Origin of the sequence: Myxococcus sp. AS-1-15, from assembly GCF_020037055.1 — a bacterium.
Lineage (GTDB): Bacteria > Myxococcota > Myxococcia > Myxococcales > Myxococcaceae > Myxococcus > Myxococcus fulvus.
On the sequence record NZ_JAIQDF010000001.1, the window covers coordinates 961,474 to 985,786 of the forward strand.

The 24,313-nt window shown below is 70.9% G+C and carries 20 protein-coding genes; 9 read left to right on the forward strand and 11 right to left on the reverse strand.

Translation table 11 applies throughout. From position 1 onward, the window contains the following. Nucleotides 1-5: 5 nt before the first annotated feature. From K8625_RS04020 to K8625_RS04030, 3 genes are read right to left on the reverse strand one after another with little or no spacing between them, the layout of a single operon-like run. Nucleotides 6-716: an iron-containing redox enzyme family protein gene (locus K8625_RS04020; protein ID WP_223781877.1), complete on the reverse strand. Its 711-nt coding sequence runs from the start codon at nucleotides 714-716 to the stop codon at nucleotides 6-8. Then, nucleotides 686-1,606 (reverse strand): GNAT family N-acetyltransferase, encoded by a 921-nt coding sequence (locus tag K8625_RS04025; protein WP_223781878.1) that lies wholly within the window; start codon nucleotides 1,604-1,606, stop codon nucleotides 686-688. The genes K8625_RS04020 and K8625_RS04025 overlap by 31 nt, the downstream gene beginning before the upstream one ends. Further along, a complete protein-coding gene (locus K8625_RS04030; RefSeq protein WP_223745250.1) occupies nucleotides 1,603-2,577 on the reverse strand; it encodes a DUF3419 family protein in 975 nt (324 codons plus the stop codon). Before K8625_RS04030 ends, K8625_RS04025 begins: the two co-directional genes overlap by 4 nt. A 63-nt stretch (nucleotides 2,578-2,640) precedes the next feature. On the opposite strand from K8625_RS04030, the gene K8625_RS04035 reads away from it, so the two are divergent. The 3 genes from K8625_RS04035 to K8625_RS04045 all read left to right on the forward strand — a co-directional run bounded on the left by K8625_RS04035 (nucleotide 2,641) and on the right by K8625_RS04045 (nucleotide 5,018). Beyond that, complete coding sequence (locus K8625_RS04035) at nucleotides 2,641-3,576, forward strand: fatty acid desaturase (RefSeq protein ID WP_223781879.1); 936 nt, start codon at nucleotides 2,641-2,643, stop codon at nucleotides 3,574-3,576. Continuing rightward, the gene (locus K8625_RS04040; protein ID WP_223781880.1) at nucleotides 3,569-4,465 is read left to right on the forward strand and encodes a phosphatase PAP2 family protein; all 897 of its coding nucleotides are present in this window, start codon (nucleotides 3,569-3,571) and stop codon (nucleotides 4,463-4,465) included. Before K8625_RS04035 ends, K8625_RS04040 begins: the two co-directional genes overlap by 8 nt. A gap of 154 nt (nucleotides 4,466-4,619) precedes the next feature. Then, complete coding sequence (locus K8625_RS04045) at nucleotides 4,620-5,018, forward strand: hypothetical protein (RefSeq protein WP_223781881.1); 399 nt, start codon at nucleotides 4,620-4,622, stop codon at nucleotides 5,016-5,018. Here the strand turns inward: K8625_RS04045 and K8625_RS04050 are convergent. Continuing rightward, nucleotides 5,013-5,468, reverse strand: coding sequence for a hypothetical protein (locus tag K8625_RS04050; RefSeq protein WP_223781882.1), 456 nt, complete (start codon nucleotides 5,466-5,468; stop codon nucleotides 5,013-5,015). The two genes, K8625_RS04045 and K8625_RS04050, sit on opposite strands and share 6 nt — an antisense overlap. A gap of 182 nt (nucleotides 5,469-5,650) precedes the next feature. Here K8625_RS04050 and K8625_RS04055 point away from each other — a divergent pair, with 182 nt between their 5' ends. Further along, nucleotides 5,651-7,264, forward strand: coding sequence for an FAD-dependent oxidoreductase (locus tag K8625_RS04055; RefSeq protein ID WP_223781883.1), 1,614 nt, complete (start codon nucleotides 5,651-5,653; stop codon nucleotides 7,262-7,264). Nucleotides 7,265-7,493: 229 nt separating this feature from the next. On the opposite strand, the gene K8625_RS04060 is transcribed toward K8625_RS04055, so the two are convergent. Beyond that, a complete protein-coding gene (locus tag K8625_RS04060; protein WP_223781884.1) occupies nucleotides 7,494-9,308 on the reverse strand; it encodes a Hint domain-containing protein in 1,815 nt (604 codons plus the stop codon). 297 nt (nucleotides 9,309-9,605) lie between these two features. Between K8625_RS04060 and K8625_RS04065 the strand changes: the two genes are divergently transcribed. Then, the gene (locus tag K8625_RS04065) at nucleotides 9,606-10,523 is read left to right on the forward strand and encodes an RluA family pseudouridine synthase (protein ID WP_223781885.1); all 918 of its coding nucleotides are present in this window, start codon (nucleotides 9,606-9,608) and stop codon (nucleotides 10,521-10,523) included. A gap of 45 nt (nucleotides 10,524-10,568) precedes the next feature. On the opposite strand, the gene K8625_RS04070 is transcribed toward K8625_RS04065, so the two are convergent. Next, entirely contained in the window at nucleotides 10,569-11,057 is a 489-nt protein-coding gene (locus K8625_RS04070) for a hypothetical protein (RefSeq protein ID WP_223781886.1), read from the reverse strand. Nucleotides 11,058-11,286: 229 nt separating this feature from the next. Here K8625_RS04070 and K8625_RS04075 point away from each other — a divergent pair, with 229 nt between their 5' ends. Then, nucleotides 11,287-11,952 (forward strand): cyclase family protein, encoded by a 666-nt coding sequence (locus tag K8625_RS04075; RefSeq protein ID WP_223781887.1) that lies wholly within the window; start codon nucleotides 11,287-11,289, stop codon nucleotides 11,950-11,952. A gap of 10 nt (nucleotides 11,953-11,962) precedes the next feature. On the opposite strand, the gene K8625_RS04080 is transcribed toward K8625_RS04075, so the two are convergent. The 4 genes from K8625_RS04080 to K8625_RS04095 all read right to left on the reverse strand — a co-directional run bounded on the left by K8625_RS04080 (nucleotide 11,963) and on the right by K8625_RS04095 (nucleotide 18,015). Continuing rightward, complete coding sequence (locus K8625_RS04080; protein WP_223781888.1) at nucleotides 11,963-14,017, reverse strand: hypothetical protein; 2,055 nt, start codon at nucleotides 14,015-14,017, stop codon at nucleotides 11,963-11,965. Further along, nucleotides 14,004-15,125: a DUF3142 domain-containing protein gene (locus K8625_RS04085; RefSeq protein WP_223781889.1), complete on the reverse strand. Its 1,122-nt coding sequence runs from the start codon at nucleotides 15,123-15,125 to the stop codon at nucleotides 14,004-14,006. The genes K8625_RS04080 and K8625_RS04085 overlap by 14 nt, the downstream gene beginning before the upstream one ends. 175 nt (nucleotides 15,126-15,300) lie before the next feature. Continuing rightward, nucleotides 15,301-15,936 carry a hypothetical protein gene (locus K8625_RS04090; protein WP_223781890.1) on the reverse strand — a complete coding sequence of 212 codons (636 nt, stop codon included), beginning with the start codon at nucleotides 15,934-15,936 and terminating at the stop codon, nucleotides 15,301-15,303. Between the two features lie 63 nt (nucleotides 15,937-15,999). Next, the gene (locus K8625_RS04095; RefSeq protein ID WP_223781891.1) at nucleotides 16,000-18,015 is read right to left on the reverse strand and encodes a YgiQ family radical SAM protein; all 2,016 of its coding nucleotides are present in this window, start codon (nucleotides 18,013-18,015) and stop codon (nucleotides 16,000-16,002) included. Between the two features lie 387 nt (nucleotides 18,016-18,402). On the opposite strand from K8625_RS04095, the gene K8625_RS04100 reads away from it, so the two are divergent. The 3 genes from K8625_RS04100 (at nucleotide 18,403) to K8625_RS04110 (ending at nucleotide 23,674) form a co-directional block, all read left to right on the forward strand. Then, nucleotides 18,403-19,032, forward strand: a complete 630-nt coding sequence (locus K8625_RS04100; protein WP_223781892.1) for a hypothetical protein — start codon at nucleotides 18,403-18,405, stop codon at nucleotides 19,030-19,032. Further along, on the forward strand, nucleotides 19,025-20,005 hold the full coding sequence (locus K8625_RS04105) for a type VI immunity family protein (protein WP_223781893.1): 981 nt from the start codon (nucleotides 19,025-19,027) through the stop codon (nucleotides 20,003-20,005). Before K8625_RS04100 ends, K8625_RS04105 begins: the two co-directional genes overlap by 8 nt. A gap of 156 nt (nucleotides 20,006-20,161) precedes the next feature. Then, nucleotides 20,162-23,674: an AAA family ATPase gene (locus K8625_RS04110; protein ID WP_223781894.1), complete on the forward strand. Its 3,513-nt coding sequence runs from the start codon at nucleotides 20,162-20,164 to the stop codon at nucleotides 23,672-23,674. Nucleotides 23,675-23,741: 67 nt separating this feature from the next. On the opposite strand, the gene K8625_RS04115 is transcribed toward K8625_RS04110, so the two are convergent. After that, nucleotides 23,742-24,293 carry a hypothetical protein gene (locus K8625_RS04115; protein WP_223745266.1) on the reverse strand — a complete coding sequence of 184 codons (552 nt, stop codon included), beginning with the start codon at nucleotides 24,291-24,293 and terminating at the stop codon, nucleotides 23,742-23,744. Nucleotides 24,294-24,313: the final 20 nt, after the last annotated feature.

Below are 24,313 nucleotides of genomic sequence, written 5' to 3' on the forward strand. Positions count from 1 at the left end.
CCGTGTCACGCCCGACGACGGCGGGCGCGGTGGAGGTCGTCGTAGAGGCCGAGGAAGAGGTGTCCTCCGAGCAGGAGCCCCTGCTGGATGTCCCGCCGGGCCGAGGCGTCGCTCGCGAAGGGCGCGTCGAGCTGGCGGTAGAACCCGTCCGCGTGCTCCTCGTCGAGCGTCGCGTGCGTGGGGTAGTGCACCACCTGGTCCGCCGCGAGCCACCCGCGCGCCACGATGCCCTGCCCCAGCTCCAGGGAGATGCCGCTGAACAGGTCCTCGATGATGCCGAACACCGCGAGCCCGGTGTGCGTGGACTCGAAGGCGGCGATGCCCGTCAGCGCGACGTTGAACTTGCGCACCTCCGGCCAGGACGTGTCGTCGTGGAGCCCGTCGAGCGAGGCCCCGAGTCGCTCGAGCAACAGGCGGAACGTGTGCTCATGGCCGTGGGAGAGCGTGCCCCGGCCGTGCTCGTCGAAGACGTTCTCCACCAGCGGCAGGCGCAGCTCGGGACGGGGAAGCCGGCTGGCGAGTACGGCCATGGGCCGCGTGAAGTGCGCCACCGCGGCGAAGAACTGACGCTGTGTCTCGGCGAAGTCCCCCCGCTCGAAGGTGCCGTCCCGCAGCGCGCGCAGGTAGGCGGAGGACTCCCTCGCGTTCCACTCGGCCTTCAGCGCGCCGACGTGGTGGCGCAGGTTCAGATTTCGGAGGAGGGAAGGTGCACCCATGCCGGGGACCCTTTAAGGCGGGTGAGGTCGAGAGAGTAGACGGTGCACGCCGCGTCAGGGGAGACCCCTTGTCCTCGCAGCCAGCGGACGTGGTCCTCCAGACGCTCGTCGATGACGAAGCAGGCGAGCGACTGGGGGCTGTGCGCGGTGAGCTCCTCGCCGCAGGTCTTGAGGTAGTGCCCCCATCCCCGGGTCCACGCCGACGGCGGCGCGGCCAGGTGCACGAGCGGCCAGGGGGCTTGTGTCGACATCAACTGGAGGTCCTTGCTCCCGGAGGTGGTGCACCACCCCGCGCCCTCGAGCCGGCGGGTTGGCGCGGGGCCGAGCACCAGCCCCTCACCCCGTGGACACCCGGGCGCGTCCGCCAGTTCCAACGTGGCCAGGCGCGCGGGCGGCGTGAAGTAGAGCGCGAGCCGGCTCTGGGGGCGTCCCATCCGCAGCGGGTTCCAGCCGCGCGCGGTGCGCATGACGTCGCCCCGCGCGCCTCGCATGGCGGCGCCGTAGAGGAACCGGATGCCGCGCAGGGCGGGGATTCGGAACAGGTGGGTGAGCCCCCGGAGGATGAGTCCTCGGGCCAGCCCCGAGCCGCGCGCGTGGGGCGCGACCTTGAGGTCGCAGATGTAGAACCCGGGCAGGGCGCGGGGGCCCCGGTGGACCTGCCGCAGGATTCCCGTCACCGAGCCGAGCAGCTCCTCGCCGCGCAGGGCGAGCAGGAAGTACGCCTCCCCCATGGACGAGAAGAAGGGGTGGTACTCGGGGCCGTGGTCGATGAAGAAGTGGTCGGCGCCGTCGGCGATGGGGTACTCGATTCCGCGCTCCAGCCTTCGCAGCCGCTCGACATAGGGCCCGAGCGTGTCGGGCCGGAGCACCACGTAGCGGATGCCGCTCATGTGCCCGACGTCCGTCGGAACCCGACCTCGACGCGCTCGTAGAACAGGCTGCGGTCCTGGGCCTGGAGCCGCGCGCCGAGCGCGTCGTCGAACTCGAAGGCAGGGGCGAAGAAGCGCCTCAGGTCGCGTTGGTTGTTGAGCTGGCGCAGCAGCACGGCGCAGCCGGGGCGGGCCTTCCGCGACAGCAGCGTGGCCCACGCTTCGACGAGCGTGTCATCGGACCAGTCGAAGATGTTGGACAGGGAGATGACGTCGAAGCGGCCCAGGTCGGGCACGTCCGGCAGCGAGCCTTGCACCAGGCAGACCTGGAGCGGCGCGGTGGCGCGCAGGTAGCCGGGCGCGTCGCCGGGGCGGTAGGCGCCGAGCAGCACGTGCTGCAGATACGGATTTCGGCAGGCGTCCTCGCGTCGCAGTCCCCGCTCGAACAGCGCCTGGAAGTAGCCGGGATAGGAGCCGGGGCGGGCGTGCTGGGTGGCCGCGGGGCCGAACATGGCGTGCAGGAGCGGGTCCGCGAACGCGAGCTGGAAGGCCACGGGCCAGTAGTGCGACGCGAACCAGCCGGCGCGCAAGGCTTCGCGCTCCGACTCGGGGACGCCGGGGTCGAAGAACGTGTTGAGCTCGCGGCGGGGCGCGACGAACTCCTCCACGAAGAGGCGCAGCGTGCGGAACAGCCCCTCGAACTCGCCGCGCTGATTCAGCCCCGCGGCGTCGTTGGAGAGCACGTTGAAGTGCTGGGGCGCGGCGGTGCCCAGGCAGCGCGCCTTCTCCTTCACGTGCTCCAACTGCCTCGGGTTGAAGTCGAAGCCCACCAGCTCGAGCGTGGGGTTGTCCTTCGCCAGCGTCAGCAGGGTGCAGCCGCCGGAGGCGACGGTGAGGAGCGCGCGGGCCCGGGTGTGCTCGATGAGCGCCTGCTCCAGCGCCGGGTCTTCGCGGACGACGGCGAACTTCAGACGAGGGAGAGGTGCGCTCAAGGCCGGGTGGGGGGCGAGGGTTGCTTCGACTCGGAGCGGGATTGTAAGTCATCAGGACGCGCCATGCCCACGCCCTCCGCAGTGCTGTCCCCCGAGTCCCTGCGCGAGCTGGAGCGGGTCGACGCCCGTCATCTGCCCCGGCTCGTCCTGTTCCTCCTGCTCCAGGGCGTGTCTGCGTGGCTCGTCGTCCTGCTGGCGAGGGACGGTGACTCGGTGGCGAGCTGGCTCGTCCGGCTGCCGCTGTACCTGGTCTCGGCCGCCGCGCTGCACGGCATCAGCCTGTTCACCCACGAGGCGGTGCATGGTGGGTTGTCCTCGCGGCCCTGGCTGAATCGACTGGGCGGGATGCTGTGTGCCTGGCCCGTGCTCCAGAACTTCGCGGCCTACAAGGTGTTGCACCTGCGGCACCACCGCGATTTGGGTGGTGGCCTGGACCCCGACCACTACGCGAACTACACGGGGCGGCGTTGGCTGGAGCTGGCGATGCACCTGGGCCGGCTGCTGCTCGGCTACCCCGCGTACATCACGATGATTCCCATCCTGGGCTTCAAGCATGGCACGCCGCCCGAGCGGCGATGGATTGCGTTCGAGGTCGCCGTGGTGCTCGTGGCGGGTGTTCTCGCGGCGCGCTTCGTGCCGTGGCAGGTGTTGCTGCATGCGTGGGTGCTGCCCATGGTCATCATCAACACGCTGGTCAACATCCGGGGCATGAGCCAGCACACCTTCCTGACGGAGAATACGCATCCGGTCCGGGGCTCGCGGACCATCCTCTCCAATCCGGTGACGCGCTTCTTCATGTGCAACGAGAACTACCACCTGGAGCATCACCTGTATCCGCGGGTGCCCTGGTACAACCTGCCCGTGCTGCACCAGTCCCTGCGGGCCGGGCTCGTCGCGCAGGGCGCGCCCTTCATCCCGTCGTACTTCTCGTTCGTCCGCGGCGTGCTGAGTGGCTCGCTGATGCGCGAGGCCCGGCGCGCCGCGTCCCCGGATGTCTGAGCGTCCCTTCCTGCACGAGGGGTTGCTCGCGGGCTTCGGGGTCGTGCTGTCGTGTGGGCTCCTCGTCGTCGCGGGAGCGGGCTCGGCGGTCTTCCTCCAGGTGCTCGGCGCGACGCTCCTGTTCATCCTCGCGGTGGTGGGGCTCGCGCGTCTGGAGCGCTGGGGACACGCCTTCCGCGTCCGATTGCTGTGCGCCTATGCGGCGACGTTCTTCTTCTATGCGTCGGTGAAGGACACCCTCCCGGCGCTCGGGCTTCCGACGAGGGATGCCGTGTTGTTCGGCCTGGACGCGTGGGTGTTCGGTGGGAGCACGCCGTCGGTGTGGCTGCAGCGCTGGAGCTCGCCGGCCGTGAACGACGTGTTCAGCGCGAGCTACCTGTCGTTCCACGTCTACCTGCACCTGTCCATGGCGTGGGCGGTGGTGGGCTCGCGGGAGCGCGCGGAGGCGTTCTTCGGTCAGGTCTTCTCCGCCTACGTGCCGGGGCTCGTGGGCTACTACCTGGTGCCCGCGGTGGGACCCGTGGCGGCGTATCCCGAGCTGTTCACCGTGCCCGTGGAGGGAGGGTGGGTGACCTGGCTGAACGCGGCCGTCGTGTCCCATGGCTCGTCCACCTACGACCTGTTCCCGAGCCTGCACGTGTACATCACGCTGGTGTTGCTCGCGCACGACAGGCTCGCGCATCCGTGGCGCTTCCGGGGGATGTTGCCGGTGGCGGTGTTGCTCTTCGTCTCCACGCTGGTGCTGCGCTACCACTACGCGGTCGACCTGCTCGCGGGCGTCGTGTGGTTCGTCGCCTTCCGCGCGCTGTATCCGCGGCTGCTTCGTGGGTGGGAGTCCTGGCGGCGCGGGAGCACAGTGGAGCCTGCGGTGCTGATTCCGCCGGAGTGACGGAGGGGCGTGCGTCGCGCTGTCACGCGGGCGGCGGCGCATTGACGAAATGTCTCGCGCGGCCCGGGCGTTGAGCCCGCAACCCCCTGGAATCTCGTAGGGGGTGGCTTGGAACGGCATGTGAAGAGGAGGGGAGGCAACAGGAGGAAGCCCCATGGCCCGGTGTCGCCCGTCCAGTTCCCGCCCGACTCTCCCCACCTTCACGTTCCTGGAGCACAGCGCGCGCGGGATGCTGCGTCAGGAGGTCCTGGACTTCATCCTCGACTACGGCCTGCGGGTCCGCGCGGCGGGAGCGACGCACGTCACGGTGCTGGAGCGAGACCTCTCGCGGGCCCTGCGCGACTCGTCTCTCGCGCGGCAGGCGCGTGGCTGGATTGTGTTGGTGAGCGACGACGAGCGCCTCCTCACCTGTTACCGCCGCGCGGATGCGAGCAGCTTCCTTCGGCGCAAGTCGAAGCACCGGCTCAACGGTGGGCGGCCTCACCGCGACACGGGCTGGCGCAACGCGGAAGGCCGACGCGGGGTGGGGCGCGCGAGCCACGCCGGGTCATGAGGACGTGGCTGTCGCGCGGGGGACGGCGATGGCCCGGCCCCTCAGGGTGATGACCTGGGCAGCGATGCGGGCGCGCTCGACACTGTCAATCAGGTAGCGGGGACTCGCTCCCGCCGCGGGCGGGAACAGGCACTGGATGACGTCGTAACCGATGTGTCTGGCGATGAAGGTCTCCAGGACGTGGGCGTGCCGCTCGACCAACCCGGTCAGGGGCGGCCACCCGAGTGCTCGCAACCGCAGGATGTCCTCGTCGTCCTCCCGCGCCCCGTGGGTTTTGTCATCCTGGGCGTAGTCTTCATAGGAGGACGCCAGGCTCGCGACGAAGGTCTCCGCATCCACGGAGATTTCATCAGCGACGACAGGCAACGTCGGATGCCCGCGCCCGTCGTCGAATTCGCGGAAGTACAGCCACGAACAAGGCACCGGGCGGTCGGCGATTCTGCAACGCATGGGGCCCTGGGCATGACGCTGTCTGCGTGCGGGCGGCGTTAGCGGGGTTGGGTGCGTCGGAAAAGGGCGCGCTGCTTCACATTCGGGGTGTCCGGTGAAGGGCACGCCTTAGGTCGGCGCTGCGCCAGAAGGCGGGCCCCGGAAGGAGAGGGCAGTCGTCCTCGCACCTCCTGGAGCCCCGCATGCCCCGCACCGCGCTCTTCGATTCTTTCCGCCAGACCACCCGGAAGGCACTCGCCGCTTCCATCACGCGACGCGAGGTCACCCTTCCGTCCGAGGCCCGGCGCGGCGTGGACCGCCGCTCCGTGTTGAAGGGGCTGACGGCCCTGGGGCTGGGGCTCGCCGTCGGGAGCGCGCGGGCGCGGGAGGCGAATGCGCTCCCATCGCCGCGGGTGGGAATCGTCGGCGCGGGGCTCGCCGGACTCGCGTGTGCCTACGAGCTGCGGCGCGCGGGCGTCATCGCCACGGTGCACGAGGCGAGTGAGCGCACGGGTGGCCGGGTGTGCTCGATGGGCGGCGCGTTCGGCGGACCCATCACGTTCCCGGGACAGGTCGTGGAGCGGGGTGGGGAGTTCATCGACTCCGGACACACGACGATGCTGGGCTACGCGCGCCAGTTCCATCTGGAGCGAGAGGACCTCGCGCGGTTCCACGGCGAGGTGACGTACTTCTTCGGAGGGCAGCGGTACGCGGAGTCCGCCATCCTGGCGGAGTACTGCCCGCTCATCGCCGCCATCCGCCAGGACCTGTCACGGCTCTCCGACGCGCCCACGGCCGCGCGACATACGCCCGTGGATCGCGCCTTCGACGTGATGGACCTGATGACCTATCTGGAGTCCCGCGACGCGGGGCCCCTGATATCGGCCGCCATCATCGCCGCGTACGAAGCGGAGTATGGACGGACGGCGGACACGCTGAGCTGTCTCAACCTGCTGTTCCTGATTGGGACGGAGCAGTGTCGCCGCTTCGAGCCCTATGGCGAGAGCGATGAGCGCTACCGGCTGCTCGGCGGCAATCAGCAGATTCCTCGCGAGCTGGCCGCGCGCCTGCCCGGTCAGGTCCGCTGGGGCGAGCGACTGGAGGCCGTACGCAGGACGCCCGCGGGAGCGCTGGCCCTGTCGCTGCGGCGGGACTCCTGGAACTTCACCGCGACCTATGACGTCGTGGTGCTTGCCGTGCCCTTCACCACCCTGCGGCGCGTGGCGCTGGATGGCTCGCTGGGGCTGCCGCCCTGGAAGACGAAGGTCATCCAGGAGCTGGGCTACGGCACCAACGCGAAGATGATGGTGGGCTACCAGGGGCCGGTGTGGCGCGCGGGCGGGGGCAGCGGCGCGACGTACTCGGACCTGATGCACCACCAGGCGACGTGGGAGACGAACCCGAGCCGGGCCACGACGAGGGACGCGGTGCTGACGGACTACGCGAGCGGAGCGCGCGGCGCGGCGATGGACCCGGGCAACGTGGCGCTGGAGGCCGAGCGCTTCGTGGCGGCGATGAACCGGGTGGTGCCGGGCACCGCGAGCGCGGTGAAGCGCGGCGTGGACCGGCGCATCCTCGCGCACCTGGAGCACTGGCCGAGCTCCCCCTTCACGCTGGGCAGCTACACGGCCTACGGCCCGGGACAGTTCACGAGCCTGGCGGGCTACGAGGCGCCCCCCGTGGGCCACCTGTTCTTCGCGGGCGAGCACACCAGCTCGTTCTACGAGGCCCAGGGCTACATGGAGGGCGCCGCGGCCTCGGGCAGGAGCACCGCGGCGGCCATCCTGGCGGCATCGCGGCTCTCGGCCTTCGGCTGACGCGCGCTGGCGAAATGCAGCGCCCCCTGCCTCCGCTTCGCGCCTCCCGTGGCTCGCTCGTCCTGGGCCTCCGGCGGCACGCCTGGACGAAGGCGCGCTCCCGGCGTGTTCACGGGCTCGGCGAGGACTCGCGCCGAGGGCGACAAAGCGGCCGTCATGGCCGAAGCGGCGACCGCGGCGCGACAAAGCACGTCGGGGTGGAGATGCGCCTCAACCCCGACGCAGGGGACTACGGCGTGGCCGACGCGCGGCGCGGCGAGGTCAGCTCGCGCTGCATGGTGTCGTCGCCCACGAGCACGCCATCGGCGAACAGGGTCCGCTCGTTGGGGCCGAGCGACTCGAGCTCCTCGGCCGTGCCCAGCTTGAGGTTGTAGACCTTGCCGTCGTACGGCACGCGCTCGGTGGCGGTGATGAAGGCCGTGCCGGACTCGGTGCGCACCTGGTCCTTCACCTGGACCTTGTCCGCGGGCACCACGAGCCCGGAGGTGAGCAGCACCGGGTGCTTCTCCGTCAGCCGCACGTCGTGGCCCTGGTCATCGCGCAGCCGCACCAGCGGCTTGGGCTCCCGCCCGAAGATGAAGTCCTGCACCGTCAGCACCCGGCCGCTCGCGTTGGAGCGGACCTTGTCGCCCACCTTCAGCGTCTCGATGGGGGCCCGCGTCCCGTCCGCGAGCGTCACCTTCGTGCCCTCCGCCATGCAGCTGTTGAGCACGTTGAGGTTGAAGGGGTTGGTGGGCAGCGCCGTGCTCGTGAAGGTCGTCAGGCGCGGCACCGCGGCGGCGCCGCCACACGTCGCCATCGAGTAGAGGGTCATCGACATCACCACCGGCTCGTTGACGATCTTCTCCATCGTGCAGCCCGTGCCACCATTGGCCGTGGTGTTCTGCGACAGGTTGACCAGCCGCTGGATGCTCGCCGTCTTCCCATTGATGGCGAACAGGTCCGACAGGTCCGCGAGCGTCGTGCAGGTGCCGCCCGAGTCCGTCTTGATGAGGCGCATCCGCGTCGTCGTCGGGCCGTTCTTCATCGCCTGGATGGTGCACGGCTGTGACATCGCGCCCGCGTCGAACGTGAGCTGCGTGGGGACGTAGATGTTGGTGATGTCGAAGGTCTGCCCCGTCTGGAACGGGAAGTAGGCCGCGGGGTCTCCCGTCCAGGGGTTGCCCGTCTTGCGCAACGCCAGCCCCACCGGGGTCTGGGGGTATGGTGCCAGCGTGCCCTGGGCGTTGGTCACCATGGCGTAGTCACAGTCCGCGCCGCCGCGCAGCTGGCACGTGGTGAGGTTGATGTTCGAGCGGGGCTCGTTGCTCGCGAAGCGCGGGTGGTCCATCGTGAAGCTCACCGGCTCGGGCGCCAGCGTCGTGTCCAGGCTCGCGAACGAGACGTGCTCCTCGCCCGTCTGGTCGTTGTGCGCCACCATCAGCGACTCCACGACGACCTTGCTCTCCGGCGCCATCGACGGGCGCACCGACACCGCCGTGTCGTCGAACGTCTTGCCGTCGTTGTGCTCCTCGTTGGCGCTCTTGGCCAGCACCGTCAGCTTCTTGCCGGACAAATCACTGTCGTACGCCGTCACGTCCGTGAAGACGTGCGTCGCGCCGCCCGCGCACGTGGCGTAGGGGTTGAGGATCAACGAGGGCCGCTGGTCCTGCGCCTTGTCCGCCTGCTGCACCTTGCCACCGCCCAACGTGCGCGAGTCGTTCACGTGGATGAAGTGGTCGCAGTCCCAGTCGGTGGGCTTGGGGCGCGGGCCTCCCCGCACCGCCTTGGCCCGGGCGATCTCCAGTGTCTTCAGCGCGCGCGCGAAGTCGCGGGCCACCGTCGGCCCCGGCGTGTCCTGACCGCCCTGGGTGGCCTGCGCGGCGGCGGCCTCCTGGAGCCGGTGGCGCGCGTACTCGTACTGGTCGTCATCGGCCAGGTCCAGCATCACGAAGTCCTCGTGAGGCGGACGCTTCTGGAAGGCCGCCATCACGACCTCGCGCTGCTCCTCGATGCTCCTGGGCTTGGGCGTGGGCTTGATGACCCACGGGCATCCGGGCAGCAAAGACAGGCATCCTGCGAGAACGACGAGACGTGTCGCGATGCGACTGTGCGTCAAATCCATGAGCTCCCCCTCAGAGCGGGCCTGGTTCGAGCCCGGATAAACACTGTCATACGCTCCGTGTCTGAAAGTCAACGAATGACAAGTCATCGGCCTCGCTGGTCAGCCGCGACCCGGCCTGTCGCATCGCGAGCCTTTCCGGGTGTGACACGCGCGGCGGGCGGAGCGTAGGGGGACTCCAGGGGTAGGTGGCGCCACGTGGGCGTTGACTCCCCGCGGCGCATGAGGGACGGGGTGGACATGGCGCAGCAGAAACTCCTCGTCCCGCATGAGGTCGCGGGAGAGCGGCTGGACCGTTTCGTCTCCAAGCACGTGCCCGGCTTCTCGCTGGAGCGCGCCCGCGCCCTCATCGCGTCGGGCGGGGTGCGCATCCGCGGCAAGAAGTGTCAGCCCACGCGCAAGCTGTGGGGCGGCGAGGAAATCGAGCTGGAGCGTCCCGAGCCCAAGGCCCCCACGCGCCCGCCCGTCGAGGGGCCCGCGCTGGCGGTGCTCCACGACGACGCGGCCCTGGTCATCATCGACAAGCCGCCCGGGCTCGTGGTGGAGCCCGAGGGGCGCGCGGCCTCCGTGGTGGACCTGCTCGCGAGCCAGCGCCCACCCTTCGACGTGGAGGGACAGGCGCTGCCCGGCGTGGTGCACCGGTTGGACCGGGAGACCAGCGGGTGTCTGGCCTTCGCGCGCACGGACACCGCGGCGGCGGCGCTCCTGCGTGCCTTCCAGCAGAAGCAGGTGGACAAGCGCTACCGGACGCTCGTCCTGGGCCACCCGCCGGAGCAGGGGCGCCTGGAGGGGCCCTACACGAGAGACCCGAAGGACCCGCGCCGCTTCACCACCCGGGTGCACTCCGCGCGCAGGGCGGCGCTCTCCTTCGAGGTGCGCGAGCGCTTCGCGGGGGCCGCCCTCCTGGCGGTGGACCTGGACACGGGGCGCACGCACCAGATTCGCGTGCAGCTCTCCGAGGCGGGCTTCCCGGTGTTGGGGGACTCGCTCTACGGCACCGAGGCCGCCCGCGAGCACCCCGCGGCGAAGGCCCTGGGCCGACAGGCGCTCCATGCATTCCAGCTGGAGCTGCCGGGCCCGTTGAACGGGGAGCTGGTGCGAGTCCAGGCCGCGCTTCCGGCGGACTTCCAGCGCGCCCTGGAGCTCTTGCGTCGCTGACGCGCCGGGCCCCCACGTTCGACGGGGAGCCCGGACCGTCGGGGCCTACTTCGCGTCCACCACGAGGACCATCCAGCGGTCCGTGGAGTGGTCGATGCGGACGTTGGCGGCGCCCGCCTCCTGGAGCTGCTGCACGATGCCTTCCAGGAAGGTCAGGTGCTCCTTGGGCGCGTCCACGAAGACGTTCTTGGGGCCGTTGCCCTTGGCCTTCGGCTTCTTGGCCGGGGCGGCGGCGCCGTTGAGGGCCTCCGGGTTGGCGGCGGCCTTGAGCTGCAGGGCGGCGTCATCGACGGTGGGCTCGGGCGTGCTGTCCACCTCGACCTCGGGCTCCTCGGCCGCCACCGGGGCGGCGGCGGCCACCTCCTCCTCGGCCTCCGCGCGCAGCTGGTTGAAGGTCTTCAGGTTGATGGTCGCCCCGAACTTCGTCTTGAAGGACTCCAGCGCGTCCTTGCTGCTGATGTCCGGCTGCTGGCGGAAGAGGGTGAGCAGGAACGCGTGTCGCTCCTGGGTCTGCTCCTGGGACGTCCTCGGCATCTTCTGTGCTCCTGTGAACCGTGAAGGGCGGCGCACCCTAGCCGACCCCTCCCGAGGAGAAAAGGTGGTCGGATGTCCCTGCGTGGACGCTCGACGCGGACCTTCGCGCCTTCGGCTGTCTCGTTATTCGCGAGGTGCGGGTGGCGGCTCGTCCGGCCTCGGGGCGAGCAGGGGGCCGGGCCCCGTGGCCGTCGGCGCGGCGCGCGGGGGATGGCCAGGATTCAGAGTCATGGAGACCGCTGCCGAGACGAGCCGCTCCGCCCCTGCGTCGCCGTGGGTGGACATCTCCGTGCCGTTGCGCGACGGCATGGTTCACTGGCCGGACAACCCCGAGGTGCGCATCACCCGCTCGCAGGACTTGGACAAGGGGGACGACGCCAACGTGTCGGACCTGTCCTTCGGCGCGCACTCGGGCACCCACGTCGACGCACCCGTGCACTTCGTCAAGGGCGCCGAGGGCGTGGACGCGCTGTCCTTCGACCGGCTGATGGGCGTGGCCCGCGTGCTGGAGATTCGCGACGCGCGCGCCATCCAGGTGGAGGAGCTGAAGGCGCACGCAATCCAGCCGGGGGAGCGGCTGCTCTTCAAGACGGCGAACTCCGCGCGGCGGTGGCCCTCCCAGCCCTTCCAGCCGGACTTCGTGTACCTGTCGCTCGAGGGCGCGCGCTACCTGGCGGAGCTGGGGGTGCGCACGGTGGGCATCGACTACCTGTCCATCGGCAGCCCGGACGAGGGCGTTCCCACGCACCGCGCGCTGCTGGACGCGGGCATCTGCATCATCGAGGGGCTCGACTTGTCCCAGGTGCATGAGGGGACGTACGAGCTGGTGTGTCTGCCGCTGCGAATCGCGGGGGGCGACGGGGCTCCGGCGCGCGCCATCCTCCGCGCGCGCTGAAGTGCCCGGTTCAGTCGGAGGGGGCGCGGCGCCTGCGGCGCAGGAAGAAGGCGACGCCCATCACCGTCGGCAGCAGCATGCCCCCGCCGACCATCAGCTTGACCCGGTGCCGCTGGGGCAGGGCCTGGGCGTAGAAGGGGCGCTCGGCGCGGACCTTCGCGAAGTTCGGCTCCAGGCACGACGCCCCGAAGGACCACTGCACGTCGTCGATGCGCGCGCCGTTGCGGATGTACGTCAGGTACAGGCGCTCGAACATCGCCGGGTCCCGGTTGGCGACGTGGAGCGCGGCGTGGCACAGCATCATCGCGTAGGCCTGACTGCGCGGCGGCAGCAGCTCCGCGCCGCGCTGGGCCAGCCGCGCCGCCACGTGCCGGTAGTGGAAGCGCTCGGTGAGGGGAGGGCCGTGGAGGGCCGAGAGCCGCTGCTCCTCCGCGCCCATGAGCGACGCGCGGGGGAACATCGCGCGGGCCCGCTGCTCGTCCTCGGTGGCGTCCCCTTCCTCGTCGTCCCGGTCATAGCGGGAGACGTCGTAGTTGCCGTCGACCCAGCCCCAGTCCGGCGCGGCCTCGGTCCCCAGCAGGCGCATGCCCTCGGAGCGCGCGAGCCTGGCCGCCGCGAAGAGCGCCTCGGCCCGGTCCAGGTCGTCCCACGCGCTGTCGGCGCGGCGCAGCGCCTCCACGTACCGACGCGCCGCGTCCTCCACCGCGGTGCCGCGGAAGGCCTCCAGGGCCTCGTCGTGCCGGCCCTCTCGCAGGAGTCGCCGCGCGAGCAGCAGGTGCAGCCGCTCGGGCATCCCGAGCGACGTGTTGCCGTCTTCGACGCTGTCGGGTGACTCCGGCTCCGACTCCGGCACCAGGTCGCAGTGGCTCTTCTCCGTGCGAGGGTGGGTGGCCGCGAAGCGCTGGAGCTCCTCCAGGCTCAACGTCCGCTCCGCGACGTAGGCGACGTCCGGCCAGGAGCAGCCCGCCCACAGTCGCTCGGCGGCGCGGGTGAACTGGCCCTGCGTCAGCGCGAGCACGCCGCGCTCTCCCTCCGCGCGGCACAGGGGGCGGTTGGTGTCGTCCAGGTACCAGTCATGCCACCACTCGCGCTCGGGAAGCCCGCGCACGGCCTCGGCCAGGTACGTCTCCGCGGAGGATGCGTCGCCCCGGCGCAGCGCGAGCTTGGCCTTCACCCAGGAGGCCAGCGGGGTCTGCTCGGAGGCGACGAAGCGCTCGGCCAGGTCGAAGCGGCCCGCGCGCCAGGCGCCCGCGGCCAGCCGGTCCGCGCCCGCGAGGTCCGGCACCGCGGCCAGCGCGTCCAGCACCGCGCCGAGCCCTCCGGCCGAGGGCTCCTCGGACCACGCGGACTCGCGACCGCGCGTCCACACGAAGGTGGCCATGAGACGCTGCGCCAGCGGGTCCTTCAGCGCGACCTGGAGGCGCTCGGGGTTGCGGGCGAGGGCGCGCGCGACGAAGAGCAGCGACACCTCCGCGCTCCCGCTGCCGTGCGCGGCCTGCTCCGCGTACAGGTGGATGGCGCCCACGTCGTCCCCACGCTGGAGTAGCACGCGCGCCTGCATGCCCAGGCTGGAGACCGCGAGGCCCAGCGGGTCGTCGAAGCCCTCGCGGACCAGTTGCCGGGTGAGCTCGAAGCCGTACTTCGCGTCGTCCTCGAAGCCGGCGCCCGCGTTGCGGCCCAGCATGTACGCGGCGAAGGTGGAGAAGCGGCGTCGCTCCGCGGCCGGCAGCGCGAGCACCTCGAGGAAGCGCGCCCGCGCCGTCACGGCGTCTCCGGCGGTGAAGGCCTTGGCGCCGGCCTCGTACAGCGCGGTCTCCCGGGCCCCGGCGCCCTGACGCGCGTCGGGGGGCTCGTCGGGGAACTCGTTCACCGCGAACGCGTCCGAGGGCTTCGGCAGGAGCCGGTGGACCTCCAGCGCGAAGAGCCCACCGGGCAGCTCGCCGAGCGTGAGCGCGCGGTCGGCGAGGAGGCGGTCCTGGAAGCCGGGGCCACAGGCCTTCGCGGAGCGGATGGGCGTCAGGGCGACCAGGATGACCACGGCGGACAGCAGGCTACGGAGCCACAAGGGACACCTCGCTTCCCCGCACGAAGCCGACGACGCGTCGCTCGCCGGCGCGCAGGCGGGGAGGCTTGCGCGCCACGAGTGAGCTCCCCCGCGGGGCATAGCCGCCCACGCCGTCGAGGACCTCCAGGTTTCCAGAAAGGGTGAGCCGGGCCGGGGCCTCGCCGTCCAGGCGGCCCGTGTTCTCGAGGACGATGTCGAGCGTGCCTCCGCCCGCGTCCACCAGCCGGGACTCCACCTGGAGCGTCAGCGGCTCCTGTCGGAGGACGGCGGTCAGCGTGGACGGGCTCCAGGCCTCCGAATCACCCGCGTGGCCCCAGCGGAACCACACGAGCCCCTTCACGCCCTGCACCGGTCGCGCGCGCAGCTGCGCGAGGAAGCGCGAGACCTCACGAGGCTCGGAGACCAGGGGCGTGCCGTCGCGCAGACGCACGCGGTAGGTGGGCAGCGCGACGTGGAAGGGTCTGCGCGTGGCCTGGGACCAGCGCTCGATGAAGCCGCGCGCCTCCTCGGGGGTGAAGAGGGTGGGGGCGCGGATGGCGTGCACCTGGACGACGACGTCGTCGGGGATGGATGTCAGGCGCTCCAGCTCGGGCGCGCCGGCCCAGGTGGGCAAGGCGGTGATGGACAGGGACAGCTCGCCGAGCAGGCGCCGCTCACGCGCGAGCCAGTCCGCGTATGCGGGCAGGGCGGTGGTGGCGCAGTCATGGTCCAGCTCCACGCCGCGCACGCGCACGCCGCGCGCCTTCCAGTCGCGGGCGATGGCGGCGACCTCCTCCAGGGAGATGCCGTCGAGGGGCGCGGTGCCATCCACGCGCATCACCGCCACGACGTCGCGCCCCGTCCTCGCGAGGGCCGCGACATCCACCGCGATGGAGACGGGGGCGCGTGTGTCGCCGGAGCGCTCCCTCGCGAGCACGCGCAGCGCGCCCAGCTCCGGGGGCATCCGCGTGAGGGACTCGACGAGCGACGGGCTCCAGTCCCGCTGCCACACGTAGGCCGCGTGCCCGAGCGGCGGCGGGGGCGCGCGGGTGCAGCCAAGCATGAGGCACAGCCCCATGAACGCGAAGCTCGCGAGTCGGCGCGACGAAGACAGAAACGGGGTGCGCATGGTGAGACGACACGCATCGCGGGAGTGGATGCGACGTCAATGGTGCCACAACCGGGGCGTGCAAGCTCTGCGCGCGTGCGCACCGGTTTTGTCTCGCGTCGTGAGACTGCGTGGAGCCCCAGGGATTCGTAGCCACGCGAGCGAGGAGGCGAGCACTCCGCTTGGGACGGGGCCGTCAGTTGGGCGGCGGCGGCGGGTTGCTGTGGTCACAGTGCAGGAGGGAGGGCGGGTCGAAGCAGGTGAGCCGCTGGTCGTTCAGCGTGCAGACGCCTCGGGGCGTGTTGGTGCAGCGCACCTCCGTGCGGCTGGCCTTGCAGTCGAAGCCGCACGCAATCGCCTCGGAGGCGTTGAGGCAGCGGGCCGCGGGCATGGCCTGCGCGTACTCATGGATGACGCTGTCGGGCGGGTCCCAGCAGACCAGCCTGCCGAAGTGCGTGTCGCAGAGCCCGTAGGGCGTGGAGTTGCACGCCACCTCGCCATTGAAGATGCGGCAGTTGAAGCCGCAGTCGACCTTGCCGCGCACCGCCTTGCACTCGGGGCGCACCGGCGTGCGGGGCGGATGCTGGATGGCCACCCGTGGCGGGTCCCAGCAGTGGACCTCGTCGCGGAGGACCTGACACGTCCCATAGGGCGTCTGGGCACAGCCCGCCTTCGAGCCGCTGGTCCTGCACTGGAAGCCGCACAGCTCGCGCCCCTGGGCGGTGATGCACTGGGGTCTGGGCTGTTCCGGGGGCGGCTTGGGCTCGGGCGTGACCTGGGGCGGCGTCGGCGGCGCCGCGGTCAACAGCAACAGGGCAATCAAGGGGAGCATGTGGCCCCCCGACGAACGTCACCGCCGTTTATTCAAACGGTCGGCTGGACGGCCGCTTTTCGCTCAGCGGGCCCTGGAGCCGTGGGGGCGTGGGCCACCGGGACGGCGCGGACCTCGGGGCGCGGGGGCCTGGGACTCACGCGGCGCGTCGTCCAGCTCGCGCCCATCCCGCTCCTCGGTGCGCTGACGTCGAGCGGCCTCGGCGGGAGTCTCCGGCGGGACGAGCGCATGCGGGCCACGGCCGATGAGGTCCGCGCGGCCGGCCTGCTTCAGGGCCTCGCGGGCCAGGGGCCAGTGCTCGGGGTTCCAGTAGAGGAGCAGCGCCTTCTGGAGGCGCTTCTCGCGCAGACCCTGGGCCGTGTAGACGGGCTCCATCTTCAGCGGGTCGATGCCGGTGAAGTACATGGCCGTCGCCATGGCCATGGGGGTGGGGATGAAGTCCTGCACCTGACGGGGGCGCTTGCCGTTCTTCTTCAGCCACAAGGCCAGGTCCACCATGTCCTCCAGGGTGGAGCCCGGGTGCCCGCTGATGAAGTAGGGGATGTCGTACTGCTCCTTGCCGGCCTCCTCGCTGGCGCAGGCGAACATCTGCTGGAAGCGCTCGAAGCTCTCGATGCCGGGCTTCTTCATCTTCTCCAGCACGCGCGGCGAGACGTGCTCGGGCGCCACGGAGAGCTGGCCGCCCACGTGGTGCGCGGCGAGCTCCTTGACGTACTCGGGGGAGCGCTCGGCCAGGTCGTACCGCACGCCGCTGGCGATGAAGACGTGCTTGACGCCGTCCTCCTCGCGCACGTCCTTCATCAGGCTGATGAGCGGGCCGTGGTCCGTCTGGAGGTTCTCGCACACGCCCGGGTGCACGCAGGACAGCTTGCGGCAGCGCTTCTCGATGTCCTCGCTCTTGCACTTGAGCTTGTACATGTTGGCGGTGGGGCCGCCGAGGTCCGTAATCGTCCCGCGGAAGTCACCCATGCGGCGCAGGGCGCGCACCTCGCGCAGGACGCTCTCCGCGGAGCGGCTCTGGATGACGCGGCCCTCGTGCTCGGTGATGGAGCAGAAGGTGCAGCCGCCGAAGCAGCCGCGCATGAGGACGATGGAGTGCTTCACCGTCTCGTACGCGGGGATGCCCTCGCTCTTGTAGATGGGGTGGGGGACGCGGTTGAAGGGCAGGTCGTACAGCTCGTCCATGGCCACCGTGGCCTTGCCGGCGGCGGTGTCACCCACGCCGTCCTCGAGCGGGAGGGCGGGGGCGTTCATGAAGATGGCGCGGTTGCCGTGGCGCTGCGCGAGGGGGCGCGCGTTGCCGGGGTTGGTCTCCATCTGGAAGTCGCGGCTCATGACCGCGAAGGCCTGCTTGTCGGAGACGACGGCCTCGTAGGGTGGGAGGACGACGGTCTTGCGGTCGGCGGCGCGGCGGGCGGGGTCGGCCTCGTGGGCGCGCATCTCCTCGTCGTTGATGAGGTAGGCGGTGCCGCGCACGTCGCGGATGTCCTGGATGCGCTCGCCGTTCCGCATCCGGTCGGCGACCTCCATGATGGGGCGCTCGCCCATGCCGAAGACGAGCAGGTCGGCCTTGGCGTCGAAGAGGATGGAGCGGCGGACCTTCTCGCTCCAATAGTCGAAGTGGGCGATGCGGCGGAGGCTGGCCTCGATGCCGCCGAGGACGATGGGGACGTCGGGGTAGGCCTCGCGGCAGCGCTGGGCGTAGACGATGGTGGCGCGGTCGGGCCGGCAGTTGGTGCGGCCGCCGGGGCTGTACTGGTCGGCGGAGCGGTTCTTCTTCTGCGCGGTGAGCCGGTTGAGCATGGAGTCGAGGTTGCCGGCGGCGACCCCGAAGAACATGCGCGGCGGGCCCAGGGCCTTGAAGGGCTCGGCCGAGTGCCAGTCGGGCTGGGGGATGAGGCCCACCTTGAAGCCCCGGCCTTCCAGGAAGCGGGCGATGAGCACCGGGCCGAACGCCGGGTGGTCCACGTACGCGTCTCCCGTCACGATGATGATGTCGCACTGTTCCCAGCCGCGCGCCTGCATGTCGGCGCGGGTGATGGGCAGGAAGGGATGGGCGTAACGCGTCGTCTGGGCCATGGCGGTGGGGCGGCGTCGGCGGGGGGCTTCTCTCCTAAACACCCCCGGGCGCCCGAAGCAAACAGGGCGGGGCGTGGGTGTACACCCAAGAGGGGTGGAGGGCCTACACCCTTGCTGGGTGGGGGATGGGGCGAGGCCCCGGTGGGGCTTCTGGGAGAGGCCGTTCCTGAACCCGGCACACGGCCACCCGGGAAAACACGGTAAGGGGGGCGCTCGGCGTGGTTCCCTTGGAGTGGGAGCGTTCTGACAATGAGCCTGAGGGCTTGGGGCGTGACGTTCCTGCTGTTCGTAGCGTGTGCGACTCCGCCTCGGAGCGGTGTAGGGCCGTCGGGTGCCGAGGGTGTGACTCGCTATGAGCAGAGCCTGGACTCGGCGACGAGCGGCTGCATGCGGAATCCCGCCTGCTACTCCCAAACGGGAAGCGAGGCCATCCTTCCAGGCGTCGGACGTTCTGTTACCGCGGCCAGAGGGGTGGGCACGGCGCTGCGGATATTGGACGCCGCTGAACTGGCGCGAATCGAGCAGCTCTTGGTCCAGTGCTCCAAGGCGGCGGACCAGGAAGTCAACGAGCGCGAATACGGACCCGGGAAGAAGCCGGATGATGCGGAGTGTGAGCGGGTGGTCCGATACATCGATGGCAAGCCGCTCAGGCGCCGCATGGAACTGGGGACGATGAAACACGCAGCGGCATTTGCCTGCGTTCGGCGTGAGCTGTCGCGACTCTTCCCCGATAATGTCTCGGTGGAGCCTCGTTATGGGTTCGATGCAAGGACGGGGCGCCCCGTCCTGACGGAACGATGGGTGGGCTCACTCCGTCCGGATGTCGTGATTCATTTCGCGAAGGAGCCCAGTCGCGTCCAGTGTGTCTACGACTTCAAGTTCCCTTGCACGAAGGCCAGCAAGAGCAATCCGCTTGCCAGCCCCGAGCTTCTCCAGCAGTTGGAACGGTACGAGGCACTGGGTGGACACTGCCCACCGGCCATCATCACGCCTCAACTCGGAGTCAGCCGTGACTGAGGCCTACCCACGCATTCGTCTGGTCGACTCGGATGCCGAAGATGCGCGTCTGCTGGCCCGGGACGTGGTGCGCATCGTGTTCTACCTGCCTCATGACCATGTGGAACTGGGGGCCGGGGTCGAACAGGTACTGCCCCTCTACCGGCATGCGGTGGGGGATGTGCTCACGCGTGCCTGGGACTCGGATGGGGAGTCGTTTCCCCTGACGGAAGCGGGATGGGGAGAGGTCCAGGCTTCGCTGCGGCCCAGTGCCTCCTTTCGCTTCATCGAAGAGCTTGCCGAAGACTCCGACTCGTTCCAGCGGATGACCCGACTTCAGGCGGAGTGTTCCTGGACCCTCACGGGTGATGATTTCGATGGGTACTCACTCCGCTATCTGGCTCGGCTCCCGTCGAAGACACCGCTGGAGGGAAGTGTCAGCGTGCTGAGCGCCACGTTGCCCACGGAGTACCTGGAACTGCATGGCCCAGGACGCGTGAGGGACCTGGCCATGTCGTTGGCCTCGGTCCTGCCTCTTGCCTCGGGTCATGCGGGGCTCGCGCTGGAGTTCGCAGGCGCGCGGCGGAAGGTCCTGCCGCTCGTTAGTGAAGAGCTTCGCCGATACCCAGGCGTGGATGTTCCCAGGGTGGACGCTCACTTGACCGTGGGGCGACATGTGGAGGGGGTGCACTGGCTGAACTTCCTGGGCGCCTCGTTGCTTCAGGCTGTTGGAGGTCGCGAGTCGCTTCGAGGTCGCCTCCAGTCACCGGGGACCACGGTTCGAGAAGTGGGGAACGCAGGAACCGTCGTGGTGACCCTCGGCACGGGCCCTGCGTCGGGGGACCTCTCGAAGGGCGACGACCTGCCCGCGTATCGCGAACTCGCGCGTGTGCTGGAGCCTGTCCTGGAGCCCTTCAGGCCGGGATACGCACTCGCGTGGCGTGGCTTTTCGGAAGACGAAGTCCACTGCTGGTGGCGACGTTTTCTCGACTGACTCCCCTCGGCGCCCCGCGCCTGGCCGGCTGCTGGGAGCCAGCCGTACGTGAGCGCACAGCCTCGCCCCTGGGGCTTGCATTGACGTGGATCCACGCCTCCCCTACCTTCGCGCGCCCGTACCCGGCCTGGGCCGAGGGGCCCGGGGCTCGCCGACATGACGCACCGGACGCACAACGAGGTCTCCGAAGGGCGCCCCGCGCCACGGAAGGATGACTCCGTCCGAGAGCTTCACGTCGAGTACGACGACGCGCCCGTCCCACCCCCGTCCTCCCGCCCCGTGCCCGAGGACATCCCGCGCTCGCCCAATCCGCTGCTGGTCCTCTCCCGCGCCAGGTCCCAGCGCCCCAAGCCTCCCGCTCCGCGCCCGGACGCCCCTTCACCCGAGGAGCCACCCGCACGCGACGTCGCCGCGCCCTCCGATGTCACCGCGTCCGAGCGCCAGGTCATCCAGGCCGCCGTCGCCACCGGGAAGCGCCGCGAGGCCTGGCGTCCTCCCGAATACCTCCCCGAGGACCTGAGCGACGCGCTCCTCTCCGAGCGCAGCCAGTACCGCGCCAAGCTGCTCCAGGACGCGCGTCAGGTCTCCCTGCAGGGCCCCGGCGTGTTGTCCCTCGTCCCCGTGCCCGCGGCGGACCCGGACTGGTCCGGTGGCTCGCTGCTCGGCTTCCTCGGCGAGGAGTGCGTCTTCGGCGGAGACGTCGTCCACCTCGACTTCGAGTCCGGCCGCGTCTTCGCCGCCCCCGACCACGGTGACGACGTGGACCGCCGCGCCCTCGCCGCCGACCGCTGGTGCTATCGGCCCTATGACTTCGCCGAGGCCCTCTGCACCGCCGCATCCGCGTACGAGGACCGTCAACCCGCCCTCCATCAGGCCCTGCGCCGCGCCAGCGGAGACGAGCCCGCGCCCACCCCGCGTCCCCAGGACGCCGAGCTCCTCCCGACCGACCGCCTCTGGGCCCAGCCCTGGGGCTGCATCTGGGGACCTCCCGGCACCGGCAAGACGACCGCCGTCGCCGACCTCATCGCCCGCGCCCTGCGCGCCTTCCCCAACGAGCGCATCCTCGCGGTGGCCCCCACCAACCGCGCCGCCGATGAGCTCGTCCTGCGCGTCAGCGCCCTCCTGGAGCGCCAGCCCATCCCCCTGCGCCCCCTGGCGCGCAGCATCTTCCGCGGCGGCACCGGCGCCAGCGACGCCCTGGCGAAGCTGCCCACCGTCACCCTCGAGGACACCAAGGGCGGCAAGCTGCGCGCGAGCATCGAGGAGCGCGAGCGCGAGCTGTACCTCCAGCGTGTCCGCGGCGGCCCCGCGCACGAACTCGCCAAGCTCCAGGCGGAGCTGCGCGGCCTGCGCGGCAAGATGAAGGACCCCACCTTCAAGGAGGCGGAGAAGGGCGACTGTCCCCTCATGGTCCTCACCGTCCACCGCGCCCTGCGACTGGTGTCGGAGCTCGAGGGCAAGTGCACCTTCGCGCGACTCGTGGTGGACGAGGCCGGCATGGTGACCCGCGCCGCCACCGCGCTCATGGCCCCCCTGGCCGAGCGCGTGACGCTCGCCGGAGACCCCAAGCAGATCGGCCCCGTCAGCCGCGCCGCCGAGGGCGCCGGACGCGGCTCCCAGAAGTGGCTGCGCGCCAGCGGCCTGTCCCACCTGGAGGACGCGGTGCGCGACGCCGCGCGCCCGGACGTGCTGCTCTTGCGCACCCAGCACCGCATGCACCCGGACATCGCCCGCGTCGTCAGCCACTTCTGCTACGGCGGCGCGCTCGAGGACGGTGACATCGTCAAGGCCCGCGCCGAGAAGGCCCCACCCGTGCCCGCGTTCGCCGGGACACGCGCGGGCTGGGTGGTGCTCGATGGCCTCAGCCGCGACGCGAAGCGCCTGACGCACGGCCGCGGCGAGACGGGCTCCGGCTACCAGCGCGAGCTGTCCGCCGAGCTCGCCGTGTCGCTCGCGCGCGAGGCCGTGCGCGCCGGCCTCAGCGTCCTGTGTGTCACGCCCTATCGCGCGCAGGCCTCGCTCCTGCGCAGGCTCGGCAACTCCGCGGGCTTCCGGGGCGACGCGTTCAGCGCCTCCACCATCCACCGACAGCAGGGCACCCAGTACGACGTGGTGCTCGTGGACACCGTGGCCGGAGGCCGGCCCTTCCCGCCGCACACGCTGGTGCCCATGCTCAACGTGGCCGCCAGCCGCGCGCGCGACTACCTGCTGGTGCTCGCCTCGCGCGACGAGGCCCGGGGAGCCACCATCCCCCAGCGCTTCCTCTCGCTCCTGCCGCGCCTGCGCGTCCTCCCCGGCTCGCCGCTCCGACTGGAGGCGCTGCCCCTGCCGCGCGAGGCACCCCCGCCGCCGCCACCGCTCCCCGCCGCGCCCACCAGCCTCGGCGGGGAAATCGAGGGCTCGCGCCCCACGCGGCCCCTGTTCACCCAGGAGCAGGTGTCCCTCTTCGAGCGGCGCTTCGATGACGGCCACCACCTGGTGCGCGGCGTCGCGGGCAGCGGCAAGACGTTCGTCCTGGCCCACTGGGTGGCGCGCTATCTGCTGGAGCACGAGGACACCCAGGTGCTCGTCTCGTTCTTCAACCGCGCGCTCTCGCCCCTGGTGGAGAAGTTGTTGGTGGAGGCGATTGCCCAGCGCGCCGGCCGCGAGCGGGTGCGCGCGCTCCGGGCCCGCGTGACGGTGAAGCACGTGGGCGCGCTGCGCCGCGTGGAGCCCGAGTCCTTCGACGGCGTCTTCGTCGACGAGGCCCAGGACATGGACGCCCGCGCGCTCGCCATGCTCCACGCCCTGGTCCGCCCGCGCGCGTCGCAGGACGGCAAGGGGGTGCGCTGCCTCCAGTTGTTCATGGACGACTCGCAGAACGTCTACGGCCAGGTGCCCATCGACGCGCTCAAGGAGCAGCTCCCGGAAGGGCTGTCCTTCCGGGGCCGCACCCGCATCCTCAAGGAGACCTTCCGCGCCACGCGCGACATCCTCGACGTGGCCTTCAACGTGGTGCTGGACCCGCTGCGCCAGCACGGCACCAGCGACCCGGGCATGCGCGAGTACATGAAGGCCGGGGAGCTCGCGCGCGAGGGGCTCCTGTGGCTCCCCGAGGAGACGCTGGAGGGCCTCTACCGCGTGCAGTCCACCGAGCGCGGCGGCGTGCTGCCCCAGGTGCGCGGCTTCGCCTCCGGCGCGAGCGAGGCCCGTCAGGTGGCCAAGGAGGTGGCACGGCTCATCCGCGACGAGGGCGTGCACCCCGGCGACATCCTCGTCGTCGCGCCCGTCATGCCGTCGCAGTACACGGAGGCCCTCAACCGGGCCGGTGTGCCCGCGCACGCCTACGGTGGCAAGGGCGGCCGCGACGTGACGGACTTCCGCGTCAGCGGCGTGGACCACGTGCGCGCCACCACCGTGTTCTCCTGCAAGGGCCACGAGTGCCCCGTCGTCTTCTTCGCGGGCCTGGACGCGCTGGACACCGTGGAGAACTGGATGGCCGGCGCCAAGGAGCGCAACGCGCGGGAGAACGAGCGCATCCGCCGCGCCATGTTCTACGTGGGCGCCACGCGCGCGATGAAGCGCCAGTACCTCACCGGCGTGAAGGGCGCGCGCTTCCTGCGCGTCGCCGCGTCCTACGTGGAGACGCTCTCGGGCCTGGCCCCCACCGAGGGTGGCAGGTCCGCCTGAAACGACGAAGGCCCCGGCGCCGCACCTTCGCGACACCGGAGCCTCCTGTCCTCAGCGCCTCACGTGATTACTGATTCACGCGTCCGGGGGCCGCCGTCCGCTTGACGGTCGGGATGCCCACCTCGAGCGTGGACCAGTAGGTCAGCGCGGCCAGCCGCTTCACCTTCTCGACCAGCTGCTGGTGGCCCGTGGGGTCGCCGCCGCCGCCCGACGCGCCACCCGGGTCTCCGTCATGCAGGTCGGCGACGCTCAGGCAGCCCTCCTTGTCCGTCTGGGGGACACAGTCGGTGAGCAGCTCCACGTCGCCGACGTAGAGCGGTCCTCCCGACTGCATCGCGGAGGTGTCGCCGTCCGTGGTGGCCTTCTCGGACGAGGTCTCCCCCTGGGCGCCCCGCGTCGAGGACGGGTCGCGGTTGGACTGGGCGACGATTTCGTTGCGGCTGACGTCCACCACGTAGGTGGTGAGCCGCTGGGGGTTGGCCCGGTCGCGGAGGATGACGCGGACGAGCGCGCCCTTGGGCGCCTTGCGCTGAATCTGCTCGGTCGACGGAACCGTCTCGATGTGGCGGCACGCCGCGACGCCGAGCAGCAGGGGGACCAACAGGAGGACTTTCTTCATGGGTTTTCGAGACTCTGGGA